The 16,035-nt window shown below is 64.6% G+C and carries 9 protein-coding genes and 1 rRNA gene; 9 read left to right on the forward strand and 1 reads right to left on the reverse strand.

What is annotated here, in order from left to right; all coding sequences use genetic code 11:
• The first annotated feature begins 28 nt into the window (after positions 1-28).
• The 7 genes from tagF to PKO50_RS10680 all read left to right on the forward strand — a co-directional run bounded on the left by tagF (position 29) and on the right by PKO50_RS10680 (position 12,727).
• Positions 29-952, forward strand: a complete 924-nt coding sequence (gene tagF / locus PKO50_RS10650; protein ID WP_275629657.1) for a type VI secretion system-associated protein TagF — start codon at positions 29-31, stop codon at positions 950-952.
• Positions 949-3,423: a type VI secretion system membrane subunit TssM gene (tssM, locus tag PKO50_RS10655; RefSeq protein ID WP_275629658.1), complete on the forward strand. Its 2,475-nt coding sequence runs from the start codon at positions 949-951 to the stop codon at positions 3,421-3,423. The genes tagF and tssM overlap by 4 nt, the downstream gene beginning before the upstream one ends.
• Positions 3,424-3,584: 161 nt before the next feature.
• Positions 3,585-4,091, forward strand: a complete 507-nt coding sequence (locus tag PKO50_RS10660; RefSeq protein ID WP_089394267.1) for a type VI secretion system tube protein Hcp — start codon at positions 3,585-3,587, stop codon at positions 4,089-4,091.
• A gap of 69 nt (positions 4,092-4,160) precedes the next feature.
• The gene (locus tag PKO50_RS10665; protein ID WP_146219669.1) at positions 4,161-4,616 is read left to right on the forward strand and encodes a hypothetical protein; all 456 of its coding nucleotides are present in this window, start codon (positions 4,161-4,163) and stop codon (positions 4,614-4,616) included.
• 176 nt (positions 4,617-4,792) lie between these two features.
• Positions 4,793-5,866: a type VI secretion system protein TssA gene (tssA, locus tag PKO50_RS10670; protein ID WP_275629659.1), complete on the forward strand. Its 1,074-nt coding sequence runs from the start codon at positions 4,793-4,795 to the stop codon at positions 5,864-5,866.
• A 427-nt stretch (positions 5,867-6,293) separates the two neighbouring features.
• A complete protein-coding gene (locus tag PKO50_RS10675; protein WP_275629660.1) occupies positions 6,294-9,395 on the forward strand; it encodes a site-specific DNA-methyltransferase in 3,102 nt (1,033 codons plus the stop codon).
• Positions 9,395-12,727, forward strand: coding sequence for a DEAD/DEAH box helicase family protein (locus PKO50_RS10680; RefSeq protein WP_275629661.1), 3,333 nt, complete (start codon positions 9,395-9,397; stop codon positions 12,725-12,727). The genes PKO50_RS10675 and PKO50_RS10680 overlap by 1 nt, the downstream gene beginning before the upstream one ends.
• A gap of 21 nt (positions 12,728-12,748) precedes the next feature.
• Here PKO50_RS10680 and PKO50_RS10685 read toward each other — a convergent pair whose 3' ends face one another.
• Positions 12,749-13,051, reverse strand: coding sequence for a hypothetical protein (locus tag PKO50_RS10685; protein WP_109937374.1), 303 nt, complete (start codon positions 13,049-13,051; stop codon positions 12,749-12,751).
• A gap of 69 nt (positions 13,052-13,120) precedes the next feature.
• Between PKO50_RS10685 and PKO50_RS10690 the strand changes: the two genes are divergently transcribed.
• Positions 13,121-13,930 (forward strand): hypothetical protein, encoded by an 810-nt coding sequence (locus PKO50_RS10690; protein ID WP_275629662.1) that lies wholly within the window; start codon positions 13,121-13,123, stop codon positions 13,928-13,930.
• A 532-nt stretch (positions 13,931-14,462) separates the two neighbouring features.
• Positions 14,463-15,998, forward strand: a 16S ribosomal RNA gene (locus tag PKO50_RS10695).
• Positions 15,999-16,035: the final 37 nt, after the last annotated feature.

Consider the following 16,035-nt stretch of genomic DNA (forward strand, 5'->3'; position numbering starts at 1 on the left):
CGGCCATGGCGGGCGAGGGCGCGCGCCCATGATCGGCTGTTTCGGCAAGCTGCCGGCGGCGGCCGATTTCGTCAGCCTGCACGGTGCGGCGGAAGAGGTGCGCGAGTTCGACGCCTGGCTGCAGGCCGGCCTGGGTCGCCTGCAGGGCGTGGAAGACTGGCGCGAGCGCTTCGACCGCCTGCCGCTGTGCCATTTCTGCTTCCGTGCCCGCTCGGGCAACTGGCTGTTCGGCGGCCTGGCCAGCTCGCGCGACGCCAGCGGCCGGCGCTATCCGTTCCTGGTCTTCCAGGGCATCCGCGGCGGCCACGCCCAGGGCTTCGTCGCCCCGCACACCCTGGGCGAACTGTTCGCCGGGCAGGTCACGCCCCTTCTCAACCAGGCGCGCCAGGGCGTGGAGGCGCAGCAGCTGTTCGCCCGCATCGAGGCGCTGCGGCCCTGGGGCGAGCAGGACCTGGCGCTGTACCGCCGGGTGCACGAGAAATTCCTCGCCGACTTCAACCTGCGCGACATCGCCGCCGCGCTGGCCAACACCTACCCGGAATTCGTCGCCAGCGCGCTGCTGCACCGCCTGCATGCCCTGCGCGCACCCCTGGCCGAGGGCCGGGCGCTGGTGCTGCGCCTGCCGCTGCCGGCCGAACGCTGGCTCAAGCGCCCGGTGGCCGACCTCTGGTGCACCTGGCTGGCGCGCTTCGCCGGCGGCGCCATCCCCGTGGCCAGCCTGCTGGTCGACGACTTCATGCGCCCGGAGCTGCTGTGCTTCACCGGCCGCGGCGAAGACGCCCTGTACCGCCTGCTCACCGGCGTGGCCGGGCGCGAGGAGCGCTACGACCTGCTCGAGAGCTTCGCCGACTTCAACGAACACCACCGAGCCCTGGAGCTGCCCGACGAAGGCCTGGCGCTGCGCGACTACCTGGCGTGCTTCGCCCCGGCCGAGGAGGCGCAACCGGTATGAACAAGATCCGCTACTACTTCCTCAAGTACCAACCCTACGTCCTCGGCGTGGCCTTCTTCCTGGCCATCTTCCTGGTCTGGCGCCTGGGCCTGCTGCTGGGCTTCGCCTCGCTGCCCAGCCTGCTCGCCGGCATCGCCCTGTTCCTGGTGCTCTCGGCGCTCTACGTGCTGCTGCTGTACCGCGGTGCGGCGGCGCCCTCCCATGACCTGGAGGCCTTGCTGCGCGACGACGCCGACCAGGCCGTGCTGGCGGCCAGCCCGCAGGACCGCGAGGAGATCGGCCTGCTGCGCGAGCGCCTGCTGCAGAGCCTGGAGCGCCTCGGCGCCAAGGGCCGCGGCCGGCGCAGCCGCGACGCGCTCTACGCGCTGCCCTGGTACCTGGTGATCGGCCAGCCGGCGGCGGGCAAGAGCAGCATGCTGGCGCAGTCCGGGCTGAACTTCCCCTATGCCGACCGCGAGGGCGTGCGCGTCGCCGGCCTGGGCGGCACGCGCAACTGCGACTGGTTCTTCGCCTCCGAGGCGGTGCTGCTGGATACCGCCGGGCGCTACATGCACAACCCCGAGGAGGCCGGCAAGTGGCGCGGCTTCCTGGCCCTGCTGCGCAAGTACCGCCAGCGCCGGCCGCTGAACGGCCTGATCGTGACCGTGAGCATCGAGGACCTGCTGCAGGGCGCCGACGACGACCGCGAGCAACTGGCCAAGCGCCTGCGCGAACGCATACAGGAAGCGCACCAGCTGCTGGAGGCGCGCCTGCCGATCTACCTGGTGTTCACCAAGTGCGACCTGCTGCCGGGCTTCAGCGAGTTCCACCAGCGCCTGGACCCGGCGCGGCGCGAGGAAGTGATGGGCAAGACCTTCGCCCACCAGGGCTTCGAGCAGTCCGACTGGGGCCGGCGCTTCGACGACGCCATGGCGACCCTGGTGCAGTACTGGAAGCAGGTGGCGCACCAGCAACTGGTGGAGCAGGACATCCGTCTCACCCGCGAGGACCCGTCGGTGTACCGCCTGCCGCTGGAACTGGAAGCGCTGCGCCCGCGCCTGCAGGCCTTCGTCGCCACCCTGCTGCGCGCCAATCCCTACCAGAGCGCCGAGCTGCTGCGCGGCTTCTACTTCACCTCGGCGCTGGACAGCCGCGAGCTGCGCCATGGCGTGCATGCCGGCGCGGTCACCGCGCGCTTCGCCCTGCAGGCCGACGGCGAGCCCGGCGGCGCCACGGCGCGGCCGCAGGCGTTGTTCATCCCGAGCCTGTTCCAGAAGGTGATCATTCCCGACCAGCACCTGGTGGCGCTGTACACCAGCAACCGCCGCGAGCGCCGGCGCAAGGCCATCGGCGTCGGCGTGGCCGCCTCGCTGGCGGCATTGCTGTGCGGCGCCTGGGGTTGGTCGTACTGGAACAACCACGCCCAGCTGCGCGACATCGGCAGCGAGCTGGCCAGCGCCGCCGAGGCCGACCGCAACGACGCCGGGCGCTTCACCCAGTGGCGCAGCCTGGACGGCCTGCGCCAGTGGACCGCGCACTACTTCAACCGGCACCACGACGACGGCGTGCCGCTGTCCATGCGCCTGGGGCTGTACCAGGGCCATGCCGTGGAGCCGCTGCTGCGCGAGCGCTACTTCGCCCGCCTGGAAAGCGTGATGCTCGAGCCCACCGCGCAGAACCTGACGCGCACCCTGTACCTGCTCACCGGCATCAAGGTCTACCAGCGCAACGCCCGCGAGCTGGCGCCGGTCAGCGGTGTCGACAGCATCGAGCCGCGCGCGCTGCCGGCGGACAACCGCGCCCAGTCCATCGCCGACTTCGGCGAGGCCGCGCTGGACACCTACGTGATGCTCTCGCGCTCCCAGCGCGAGAAGGCCGAGCCGGCCTTCCTCAAGGCGCACCTGCCGGACTACTGGTACCCGGCCATCGCCGCGCAGGTCGGCGGCAGCGACCGCGAGGCGACCGACTACCAGTACGCCAGCCGGCAGATCGACTTCTACGCCGAGCAGATCCGCCAGCCGGACGTGCCGCGGATCCTCGACAACGCCTTCCTGGTGTCCAGCTCGCGCAACTACATCAACAGCCTGCGTTCGCAGTCGCTGCGCGCCATCGAGACCATCACCCTGGAGTCCGACACCCTGTTCGCCTTCGCCCGCGCCGACTTCCAGAGCCTCAAGGCCGGCGGCCAGCGGCAGCTCAACGCCATCGCCGGCAAGCTCCTGAGCACGCCCAACGTGGGCAAGATCGTGATCGCCGGGCATGCCGACCAGCTGGGCGACCCGGACTCCAACCAGAAGGTCTCGCTGCAGCGCGCCCAGACCATCAAGACCTACCTGGCCGGCAAGGGCGTGCCCGGTGAACTCATGGAAGCGGTGGGCGAGGGCAGCGCCAAGCCGCTGGTGAAGTGCGACATGCAGATGCCGCGGGCGCGGCTGATCGAGTGTCTTGAACCCAACCGCCGCGTGGAGATCGAGGTCCGTGCGCTCAACTGAGCCGGGCCGCCACGGCGGGCGGGAAGAAATGCCGATGGCCGTGCCCCGGGGCATGGCCGCGGTGCCGACGGAGCCTCTCTACGGATAGGGGTTTCAACGTAGGGCGACGATCTGAGCAGTTCGATGGAAGCCCGATTCACTTAGATATGGAGATATGCGACATGGCATTTGATGCTTTCCTGAAGATCGACGGCATTCCGGGCGAGGCCCTGGACGACAAGCACAAGGACTGGATCGAGGTGCTCGGCTACAACTACGGCGCCACCCAGGCCACCTCGGCCACCGCCAGCTCCGCCGGCGGCGCTTCCTCCGAGCGCGTCAACCTGAGCGACTTCACCGTGCGCAAGTTCGTCGACAAGGCCTCGGCCAAGCTCTTCGAAGCCTGCTGCAAGGGCCAGCACCTCAAGCAGGTGGTGCTGAACGTCAACCGCGCCGGCGGTGACAAGGTCACCTACTACCAAATCACCCTGGAAGAAGTGGTGGTGTCCTCGATCAACCACACCGGCGCCGCCAACGACGCCGAGTCCGGCGACCTGCCGACCGAAGTGGTGACCTTCAACTTCGCTCGCATCAAGACCACCTACACCCAGCAGAAGCGCGCCGACGGCGCGGGCGGCGGCAACGTCGCCGGCGGCTGGGACCGCTCGATGAACAAGGTCTATTCGTAATAGGTTAGCCCACGCCCCAATGAAGTCACTTTCATTGGGGCGTTGCTGAAGTTATCAGGGAGGAATTGTATGGCTTGCTATAATTCGGGAGATTTTTCAAAGTATTTTACTGAGAATATGGAGTCTCTTGGTCTTGGTGTTCCAAGCTCATTGTTTGAGAGTTATGATAAGGCTATGGCTACTGCGTCGGCACTCGTGAGTGCATTGCAGACGCTTGGGCGGAGTGCAACCTTAGCCGAGTTGGCAGGAGCCACAAATTGCGCTGAGTTACTTGTTCTCGGTGCGAGTATGGGGGCGGCCTACTATGTTGGAGCCGTTATAGGAAGTATTGCTGTGGCTTCTGGTAAGTCGTTGGGTTGTGGCACAAGCATGGCGGATATGGTCGCATTTGTTCATGCTACTCCAGGGCTTGCTTTTGTAGGGTGGAAGGATTTTTATATCCAGCATCCAGAGGTCTTTGATACAGGGCAGGCTAATCGGCGCTTGTACTTTTCTAAGTCTTTATTCGGTGCGGGGTATGTATGAAGAATATTGGATTTCTGATTCTGGCGCTAGTAATTGCTGGATTGGCTCACTTGTTCTTCCAGGTTTCGGGTAGATATGCGTTCTTAATAATTTTGGCTGTTTCAATTTTGGGGCTTGTTCTTAATGGGAAGGGGCCTAGGTTTACGAAAAAAAATAACTCGGAGTGATACTCATCGATGCCTATCTTGTCCCCTTTGCCCGCCATTGACGTCCTGGCTGCCCCCATCGACGGTGGTGCCGGCGAGGACCTGAGCTTTTCCGAGCTGTTCGACCAGATCAAGGAAGCGCGCCGCGCCGACCCGCAGTACCTGTCCCAGGGCGACTGGCAGACCGACCTCAAGCAGGCGGACTGGGAGCAGGTCATCGAACTGGCCGGGGAGGGCATCGCCCGCCGCAGCAAGGACCTGATGCTGGTCGCCTGGCTGGCCGAGGGCCTGGCCCGGCGCCATGGCTTCGCCGGCGTGGAGCACGGCCTGGCGCTGGCCACGCGGTTGCTGGAGGCGTATTGGGACAGCCTCTTCCCCGAGCTGGAAGAGGGCATCGAGCAGCGCGCCACGCGCCTGGGCTGGCTCGACAGCACCCTGGCCGAGGTGGCCAGCCAGCTGCCGCTGACCCAGGGCCAGGCGTACAGCCTGCTGGCCTACGAGGAGTCGCGCCAGGTGGAGAACCTGGCCCGGCAGAACGCCGATGCCGCCAGCGCCGCGCTGGCCGACGGCAAGATCAATGCAGAGATCTTCCAGCGCGCCGTGGTGCTGACCGACACCGCGCACCTGCAGGCCCAGCATGCCCGGATCGGCGCCTGCCTCGTCGCCTTGCAGGGCCTCGGCGCCAGGGCCGACAGCCTGTTCGGCCAGGAAGCGCCTTCCTTCCGCAACCTCGACGACGTGCTGCACCGCTGCCAGCAACTGCTGGAGCGCTTGCTCAAGGAGCGCAACGTGGACATCAGCGCCAATCCCGTCCCGGCTGCCGAGCCCGAAGCCGCGCCGGCCGCCCGGCCCGCATCCGCCGAAACGCCGGCCGCCGCCCCTGCCGTCAACGGCATGCCGCGCAGCCGCGAGGAGGCCCTGGCGCTGCTGGGCAACGTCGCCCAGTACTTCCGCCAGCACGAGCCGCACAGCCCGATCCCCTACCTGGTGGAGCGCGCCATCAAGTGGGGCGGCATGCCCCTGGACGCCTGGCTGCGCGACGTGATCAAGGACGGCGGCGTGATCGACAGCATCCGCGACACCCTGGGCACCCAGGAGTCCTGAACCTCGGCCCCGCATGGCCGGGCCGGCGGGCGCCCCGACCGCTTGTCCGCCGGCGGGGCTGGCGCAATGCCGCACGGCGGGGGCCGCGCCCGTACCCGCTGCGGCAGCCGCCCGCCAGCGGTCGCGAACGCTGCGCTTCTCTTGTAAGATCAACGGTTTGGATTGGCAGGGCGCTGCCCAGGTTGCCAATCGCAAGTCAGTTGAGATTCACTGCCTGCCGGATCGCAGAGGGAGCTGAATCCCGATTTCCGCCTGCCACCCCGGTCGTCATGCCGCCGAAGTGCCTCGCCACCGCGGCGCGGGCCTGCGGGTGCGTGCCTCCCGAGCATAGTCAGCGCCCGCACCGCCGAACCCGGCAGCGGGCGTGGTGTGCGTTTCCCCGGCGGTGAACCCGGACAGATACAGCGGTATTGAAAAAGGCCAAGTCATGAGCGACATCCGTAACCCCAAGCACCAGGCCCTGGTCGCCAAGCTGCGCGAGATCTTCCAGATCGACCGCCCGGAGCTGGACTTCGGCGTCTACCGCATCCTCAATGCCCGTGCCGGCGAGATCAACGACTACCTGGAGCGGCGCCTGCCGGGCAAGATCCAGGCGAGCCTGGCGGCCGGCAGCGCCGCCAGCCTGCAGCAGCTGGAAAACGAGTTGCGCGAGGCGGAAAAAAGTGCCCAGCAGCTCGGCGTGAGCCCGGAAAGCGTACCGCGGGTGCAGGCGTTGCGGGCCCGGCTGAAAGAGGCAGGCGCCGGCGCCTCCGAGCACGAGAACGCCGTCTTCAGCCACCTGCTGACCTTCTTCGGCCGCTACTACAACAACGGTGACTTCGTCAGCCAGCGCCGCTACAAGGGGGACACCTATGCCATCCCCTACGCCGGCGAGGAAGTCATGCTGCACTGGGCCAACAAGGACCAGTACTACACCAAGAGCGGCGAGAACTTCGCCAACTACAGCTTCCGCCTGGAAGACGGCCGTACCGTGCACTTCCGCCTGGTGGCCGCCGACACCGCCAAGGACAACCGCAAGGACAACGACAAGGAGCGCCGCTTTGCGCTGATCGAGCCCATGACGGTGAGCCGCACCGACGAGCATGGCCATGAGTACGACGAAGCGCTGCGCCCCATCGAGGAAAGCGACGGGGCCGACGGCCAGCCGCTGCTGACGCTGCGCTTCGAGTACCGGCCGGTGGCCAAGGGCACCAGGCAGGAGACGCTGATCGGCAAGGCCGTGGAGACCGTGCTGGGTGACGCGGCGGTCAAGGCGCGCTGGGCCGAGCTGGCCAGGCGCGAGCCGACCGAGAAGAACCCGCAGCGCACGCTGCTGGAGAAGAACCTCACCGACTACACCAGCAAGAACACCGCCGACTACTTCATCCACAAGGACCTGGCCCGCTTCCTGCGCGGCGAGCTGGACTTCTACATCAAGAGCGAAGTCCTGCACCTGGACGACCTGCAGAACGCCACCGCCATCGCCGACATCGAGAAGAGCCTGCGCATGACGCAGTGCCTTCGGGCCATCGCCCAGGAGCTGATCGACTTCCTGGCGCAGCTGGAGGAATTCCAGAAGAAGCTGTGGCTGAAGAAGAAGTTCGTGGTCTCCAGCCACTACTGCATCACCCTGGACCGGGTGCCGGAAGCGCTGTACCCGGCGATAGCCGCCAACCCCCGGCAGTGGGAACAGTGGCGCCAGCTGGGGCTCTGGACGGGCGCGGCGAACGGCACCGAGCAGGACCTGCGCAACGCCCCCTTCCGGATGCTCGACACCAGCCTCTACGACGCCGCCTTCAAGGCGCGGCTACTGGCTTCCCTTTCCGACCTGGACGGCAGCGTCGACGGCATCTTCGTCCACAGCGACAACTTCCAGGCCCTGAGCTTCCTGCAGGAGCGCTACCGCGAGCAGGTCAAGTACATCTATATAGACCCGCCCTACAACACCAACTCCACGCCCATCCTCTACAAGAACGAGTACAAGCACTCATCCTGGATGAGCCTGATGCAGGACCGCCTGGTCAAGGGCATGGGCCTGCTGCGCTACGATGGCGTGAAGACGGTGGCGATCGACGACTCCGAGATGGTCAACCTGTCCAAGGTGATGGAGCAGGTGGCGCCGGAGCACACGCTGTCCCGCGTCACCGTGGTGCACAACCCCAAGGGCTCGATCACCCGCAACTTCAACCGCACCCACGAGTACGCCCTGTTCCTCACCCGCGACGGGCTGTCGAGCATCGCCAGGACCCTGGAAGAGAACGACACCCCGCGCAAGATGCGGCGCTGGGGCGAGAACTCCCGGCGCGTCGACCGGCGGCCGTCGTTCTACCCGATCTACGTCCTGGACGGCCGCGTCGTCGACGTCGGCACGGTGCCGGACGACGACTTCCACCCGGCCGGCAGGAACGTCCTGCTGGCGGACGGGCGCGTCGAGGTGTGGCCGATCGACCAGGACGGTGTCGAGCGGCGCTGGAACTTCGGCCTCGACTCCATCCGCCAGAACCTCGAGCGCATCGCCGCGCGCAAGGTCGGCGACGACTGGGACCTGTTCGTCACCCACGAGCAGACCGTGCCCAAGACCGTCTGGAGCGGTGGCGAATTCGATGCCGGCAAGTACGGCAACAGCCTGCTCATCGACATGCTCGGCGAGAAGCGCTTCGATTTCCCGAAGTCGATCCACCTGGTGAAGAAGTGCATCTCCCTGGCGGTCCAGGCCGACGAGCAGGCCCTGGTGCTCGACTACTTCGGCGGCAGCGGCACCACCGCCCACGCCGTGGTCGAGCTGCGGCGCGAGGCCCGGGCCGCCGGCCTGGAGCCCAGGATCGGCTTCATCCTGGTGGAGCAGGGCGAGTACTTCGAAAGCGTGACCAAGCCGCGGGCGATCAAGGCCATCTATTCCGCGCAATGGAAGGACGGCAAGCCCACGGCGCCGCAGACCGGGCTGTCCGGCTGCTTCAAGGTGCTCAAGCTGGAGAGCTACGAGGACGCCCTGAACAACATCCAGCTCGCCCGGCCGCCGGCGGTGGGCGACCTGTTCGGCTTCCTCCCGGACCACGCGCGGGACGACTACCTGCTGCGCTACATGCTGAACGTCGAGAGCCGCGCCTCGTTGCTGTCGATCGGCGACTTCCGCAAGCCGTTCGACTACGCCATGGACATCGCGGTGGACTCCGCCGGCGCCTTCGAGCGGCGCCCGGTGGACCTGGTCGAGACCTTCAACTACCTACTCGGCCTGCGCGTCGGCCAGGTCGATGCGCAGCTGGAGCGCGGCTTCGTCAAGGTCACCGGCACGCTGCCGGGCGGGGAGCGCTGCCTGGTGCTCTGGCGTGACTGCGAGGTCCTGGACTACGAAGGCGTCAGCCGGCTCTGCGAGGAACTGGCGATCGACCCGGCGGACAGCCGCTTCGACGTCATCTACCTCAACGGCGACCACAACATCCCCACGGTGCTCACCCAGACCGCGGCGGAGGGCGGCGCCACCCGCGAGCTCAGGCTGCGCCAGATCGAGCCGGAATTCCTCGAACGCATGTTCGCCGTGGAGGCGCTCTGATGGCGCGTGCACCACGGGGCGCGGCCGGCAAGCGCAGCTTCCACCAGGAGCTGGTGCTCAACCGCTGGATGCTGGGCTTCTTCAGGGGCGGCAGCCTGGGGGCGCTGAAGCTGCGCCTGGGCGACGACCGCCACGAGGGCATCGACGACGACGGCCAGACGCTGTTCTTCCACGAGCTCGCCGGCAACCTCTTCGAGCCGCAGCGCATTGGCGAGGCGGAGCTGCGCCGCTACGACCTGAACATAGTCGCGCACTGGCAGCGCATCACCGCCCAGCGCAACAAGCGCGAAGGCCACGAACTGCAGATGAAGTACTTCCAGTACCTGTCGCTGCTGTTCACCGAGATCTACCTGGACTGGTACTTCAACCGCCGCGAGGCGCTGCTCGATGGCCTGAACCAGACCCTGGCGGCCTACCGCGGGGAGGCCGGCGCCGATCCGTTCCGCGACTTCGACGCCGACGACCTGAACAAGATCGCCTTCTGGAACGCCACCGGCAGCGGCAAGACCCTGCTGCTGCACGTCAACATCCTGCAGTACCTGCATTACTTCCAGGCCGGCAACGCCGACCGCTACCCGAGCAAGATCATCCTGCTCACGCCCAACGAGGGCCTGTCGCGCCAGCACCTGGAAGAGCTGCACCTGTCCGGCTTCGGCTTCGCCCAGTACTTCAACAAGAGCCAGACGCCGCCGCGCGGCACCATCGAGATCATCGACATCAACAAGCTCGGCGACGAGATGGGTGACAAGACCGTGGCGGTGGAGGCCTTCGAAGGCAACAACCTGGTGCTGGTGGACGAAGGCCACCGCGGCACCGGAACCGCCGCGGGGGCCTGGATGAGCCGGCGCGACGCACTGGTGCGCGGCGGCTTCGCCTTCGAGTATTCGGCCACCTTCGGCCAGGCGGTGGCCAAGGGGCTGACCGTCGACGCGGCGGAGGACGAGCTGAAGAAGAAGCGCGCCAGGATGCTGTTCCAGACCTCCAGCCTGAAGAAGCTGGACGAGGCGCAACTGGCGCAGCTGGCGCTGTCCGCGGAAGAGCTGCGCCAGGCGCGCATCACCGCGACCCGCGAGGTCTACGCCAAGTGCATCCTCTTCGACTACTCGTACAAGTTCTTCTACGAGGATGGCTACGGCAAGGACTCGCTGATCCTGAACATGAACGGCGAGGCCTACGCCGAGGGCGACAACGCCTACAAGTATTTCGCCGCCTGCCTGCTGGCCTTCTACCAGCAGTCCTGGCTGTGGAGCCGCCATCGCGAGCAACTGCAGGACTTCAACATCGAGAAGCCGCTGTGGGTGTTCGTCGGCAACAAGGTGGCGGACGAGGATTCGGACATCCTCGAGGTGGTGACCTTCCTCGCCGAGTTCCTCAACCGCGAGGCGCAGATCAAGGCCTGGCTGGCGGACCTGGTGAACGACAAGGCGCAGCTGCTGGACGCCAAGGGCAACAACATCTTCCAGGGGCGCTTCGCCCCGCTGCTGGGCTACAGCGACAGGATCGACGAGCTGTACGCCGACATCCTCCAGCGGGTGTTCAACGCCCCGGCCCGCCAGCGCCTGAAGCTGGTCAACATCCGCAACAGCAAGGGCGAGCTGGCCCTGCGGGTGGGCGATGGCGAACCCTTCGCGCTGATCAACATCGGCGACGACTCCGGCTTCTTCCGCCAGGCCGAGGCCTGCGCGGCCTTTGACAGCGAGGTGGACGACTTCAGCGGCGCGCTCTTCGGCACCCTGAACCACAAGGACAGCCGGCTGAACGTGCTGGTCGGTTCGCGCAAGTTCACCGAGGGCTGGAGCAGCTGGCGCGTATCCACCATGGGCCTGCTCAACATGGGCCAGGGCGAGGGTTCGCAGATCATCCAGCTGTTCGGCCGCGGCGTGCGGCTGAAGGGCGAGGGCTTCTCGCTGAAGCGCACCAGCCCCCAGGAGCGCCCCAAGGGCCTGCACCTGGACAAGCTGGAAACCCTGAACATCTTCGGGGTGCGTGCCAACTACATCGCGGCCTTCAAGGACTACCTGAAGGAGGAGGGGATCACCCCCAGCGACGAGCTGATCGAGCTGGACCTCCCCACCCGGGCCAACCTGCCGCAGGGCAAGCTGAGGACCCTGGCGCTCAAGGACGGCTACAAGGACAACCAGAAGAAAGGCTTCAAGCGTACCCATTTCCCCTGGCTGTACGAAGTGCCCGCGGCATTCGCCGGCAAGGTCAAGCTGCCCCATGTGACGCTGGACCTGTATCCGCGCATCGAGGCGCTGAGCACCACGGCGACGGCGGGCACGGCGGCGCAGGCGCGGCACAGGGGCAAGCTGGACCCGGCGCTGTTCGGCCTGTTCGACTGGGACCGCATCTATATCGAGCTGCAGAACTGCAAGCTGCAGCGGGGCTGGAGCAACCTGCGCCTGGACCGGCAGAAGCTGATGGACTTCTGCCAGGGGCCGGCCGACTGGTACACGCTGCTGATCCCGGCCAGCGAGCTGGCGATCACCGGCTACGCCGACGTGCGCAAGCAGGAAGACATACTGCTGCGCCTGCTGGTGGACTATACCGAGCGCTTCTACAAGGCCCTGAAGAGCGGCTACGAAGGCCAGTTCTACGACGTGGTCCAACTGGACGGCGGGCATGGCTCGATGCTCAAGGGCTACCGCTTCGAGATAGAGGGCAGCGAGCAGGGCCTGGAGTACTTCCGCAAGCTGGAAGAGCTGAAGGCGCTGGTGGCGCAGGGGCGGCTCGACCAGGCCGGCCAGTGGAGCGCGCCGCACATGGTGGCCATCAGCTTCGACCGTCACCTGTACTACCCGCTGCTGTCGCTGGACGACAAGGACGCCGTTCCGTTCAAGCTGCGCCCGCTGGCGTTCGACGCGCCCAGCGAGTGGGCGTTCGTCAGGGACCTGGAGGCCTTCCATGGCTCGCCCGCGGGCAGGAAGGCCATTGGCTCGCGCAGCCTTTACCTGCTGCGCAACGCCGCCACCCAGGACAAGGGGCTGGGCTTCGCCACCGCGGGCAACTTCTATCCCGATTTCCTGCTCTGGCTGGTGGATGACGCGACGGGGCAGCAGTGGCTGACCTTCGTGGACCCCAAGGGGCTGCGCAATCTGGACCTGGCGCATCCGAAGCTGGGGTTGTACAGGGAGGTCAAGTCGATCCAGGCCACGCTGCCGGGCGAGCAGGCGCTGGTGCTCAACGCCTTCGTGCTGTCGCCGACGCCCTATGCGGAACTGCTGAACGTCGCGGAGCACTGCCCGAAAGCGGAGCTGGAAGACCGCCACATCCTGTTCATGGAGGACGGCGCCGGCGGCTATCTGGAGAAGATGTTCGCGAGGATAGGGTAGGGGGCTGGCTGTGGCCGGGGGCTACAGCCAGTGGGCGGGAACTTCGATCTCGTAGTTCTTGGCCACGATGGCCAGCGTCCCGGCGATTTCGGCGTGGCGTGCCTGCTGTGCGCTGTTCCAGCTTTCCCGGTTGGCCAGCAGGGTCTTGAGTTCCTCCAGGTTGTACATGCCCAGGCGGAGGAAGTTGCCCCAGGTCGGGGCGCCGAAGAGGTTGTAGATGGTGGTGGTGTCGTCGCGCTCGCTGGCCAGGCGCTTGGGGCCGGTCAGCTTCTCGGCGGCGGCTTCCGCCTCGTCGCGGTCTTCGTAGGTGTTGAGCAGCTTGATCATGAAGAACGTGTGATCTCTTCGTGTAGCATGGCTGAGGGGCGTCGATTGTAGGGAGTTGATGTTCGCATGTCGAATCCATGGAAGGCCTGCAACCTGTACCAGAACCTGCTGGAATCGCTGCCGCCGGGGCTGGTCGCCCGCGTCCCGGCGGCGCACTCCAGGCTGCTCGCCTGGCAGCCGGAGTCACGGCATTACTACCAGACGATGTACCTCGACCAGGCACAGGGCGCGCCAGCGCGGAAAAGGCCCGGCGACGGGGTTTGCCGCGAATGCGAGCATTTCCACCTCTCCACGCTCAAGCATATAGACAAGAACCCGGACATCGACCTGGGCAATGAACTGGAGGCGGTGTTCGAATCCTACTTACAGCAGGTCCTGGACACCCTGGTTCCGGGGCTCGTGGTCGAAAGGGCCGACCAGCAGGAACTGCACATGCCGGATTTCCAGGTACGACATGTGCAAAGTGGCGAAGTCCTGCTGCTGATGGAGTTCAAGGTCATATTCCGGCCCTTCCTGCTGATCTCGAAGAAGGTCAACCCGGCCTACGAGTGCTATTCCCACTCGATGACGCTGGACGTCGCCGGCAAGCTGGACGCCCAGCGCGAGCTGGTGGTCAACGGCCCGGGAGTGCACAAGTGCGCCTACGTCTACTGGTATGACCTGCCCTGCGTGAAGGGTGTGTTCTGGATGTCGGCGGAAGACGTGTACCGGCACCAGGACGAGCAGGTCGCCTATAAGAGGAAGGTGGTCAGTGGCGACATGGGTGCGGCGGGGCAGGTCAGGGGCGCGGTCAGGAAGCTGTACCTGCCGCTCTATCAGATGAACGACTTCGATTCGCTGGTCTCGCTGCTGCAGGAAAGAAGGCCGTCGAAATAAAAGTTTCAAAAAGTCGTTGACGGGCATTCTGAAGTCCCTATAATGCGCACCACTCCCAGCGACGAAGCGCTGAAAGAGCTTGAAAATCAAGCACTTAAGCGGGTTCGAAGTTGAGGGTGGTGGTCAGGCAGGTGATTCACTTGCCGCCTTTCGGTTCGATAGCTGCTCCGGCAGTGGGCCGAAAAGGAAGATCGCCGAGGTGCTTGACAGCGAGTTTGAACGCTGTAAAATGCGCCTCCCGCTGACGAGAAGCTTCGGCCGATCGAAAGCGCAAGCTGTTGAGTAGGAACGAAAAATTCTGAAAATAACGCTTGACGGAATAAGAGGTTGGCGTAGAATGCGCGGCCTCGGTTGAGGCGAAAGAATCAACCACTGCTCTTTAACAAGTTGAATCAAGCAATTCGTGTGGGTGCTTGTGAGCTAAGACTGGTGATCGCAAGATTATCAGCATCACAAGTAACACTCGTGAATTCGAGAGTTTTTTGCGATTGCTGAGCCAAGTTTAGGGTTTTCTCAAAACCCGATCAGTATTGAACTGAAGAGTTTGATCATGGCTCAGATTGAACGCTGGCGGCAGGCCTAACACATGCAAGTCGAGCGGATGAAGGGAGCTTGCTCTCTGATTCAGCGGCGGACGGGTGAGTAATGCCTAGGAATCTGCCTGGTAGTGGGGGACAACGTTCCGAAAGGGACGCTAATACCGCATACGTCCTACGGGAGAAAGTGGGGGATCTTCGGACCTCACGCTATCAGATGAGCCTAGGTCGGATTAGCTAGTAGGTGGGGTAATGGCTCACCTAGGCGACGATCCGTAACTGGTCTGAGAGGATGATCAGTCACACTGGAACTGAGACACGGTCCAGACTCCTACGGGAGGCAGCAGTGGGGAATATTGGACAATGGGCGAAAGCCTGATCCAGCCATGCCGCGTGTGTGAAGAAGGTCTTCGGATTGTAAAGCACTTTAAGTTGGGAGGAAGGGCTGCAAGTTAATACCTTGTAGTTTTGACGTTACCAACAGAATAAGCACCGGCTAACTTCGTGCCAGCAGCCGCGGTAATACGAAGGGTGCAAGCGTTAATCGGAATTACTGGGCGTAAAGCGCGCGTAGGTGGTTTGGTAAGATGGATGTGAAATCCCCGGGCTCAACCTGGGAACTGCATCCATAACTGCCTGACTAGAGTACGGTAGAGGGTGGTGGAATTTCCTGTGTAGCGGTGAAATGCGTAGATATAGGAAGGAACACCAGTGGCGAAGGCGACCACCTGGACTGATACTGACACTGAGGTGCGAAAGCGTGGGGAGCAAACAGGATTAGATACCCTGGTAGTCCACGCCGTAAACGATGTCGACTAGCCGTTGGGATCCTTGAGATCTTAGTGGCGCAGCTAACGCGATAAGTCGACCGCCTGGGGAGTACGGCCGCAAGGTTAAAACTCAAATGAATTGACGGGGGCCCGCACAAGCGGTGGAGCATGTGGTTTAATTCGAAGCAACGCGAAGAACCTTACCTGGCCTTGACATGTCCGGAATCCTGCAGAGATGTGGGAGTGCCTTCGGGAATCGGAACACAGGTGCTGCATGGCTGTCGTCAGCTCGTGTCGTGAGATGTTGGGTTAAGTCCCGTAACGAGCGCAACCCTTGTCCTTAGTTACCAGCACGTTATGGTGGGCACTCTAAGGAGACTGCCGGTGACAAACCGGAGGAAGGTGGGGATGACGTCAAGTCATCATGGCCCTTACGGCCAGGGCTACACACGTGCTACAATGGTCGGTACAGAGGGTTGCCAAGCCGCGAGGTGGAGCTAATCCCAGAAAACCGATCGTAGTCCGGATCGCAGTCTGCAACTCGACTGCGTGAAGTCGGAATCGCTAGTAATCGTGAATCAGAATGTCACGGTGAATACGTTCCCGGGCCTTGTACACACCGCCCGTCACACCATGGGAGTGGGTTGCTCCAGAAGTAGCTAGTCTAACCTTCGGGGGACGGTTACCACGGAGTGATTCATGACTGGGGTGAAGTCGTAACAAGGTAGCCGTAGGGGAACCTGCGGCTGGATCACCTCCTTAATCGAAGATCCCGGCTTTCTCATAAGCTCCCACACGA

Source organism: Pseudomonas sp. 273, assembly GCF_029201425.1.
GTDB classification, from domain to species: Bacteria; Pseudomonadota; Gammaproteobacteria; order Pseudomonadales; family Pseudomonadaceae; genus Pseudomonas; species Pseudomonas delhiensis.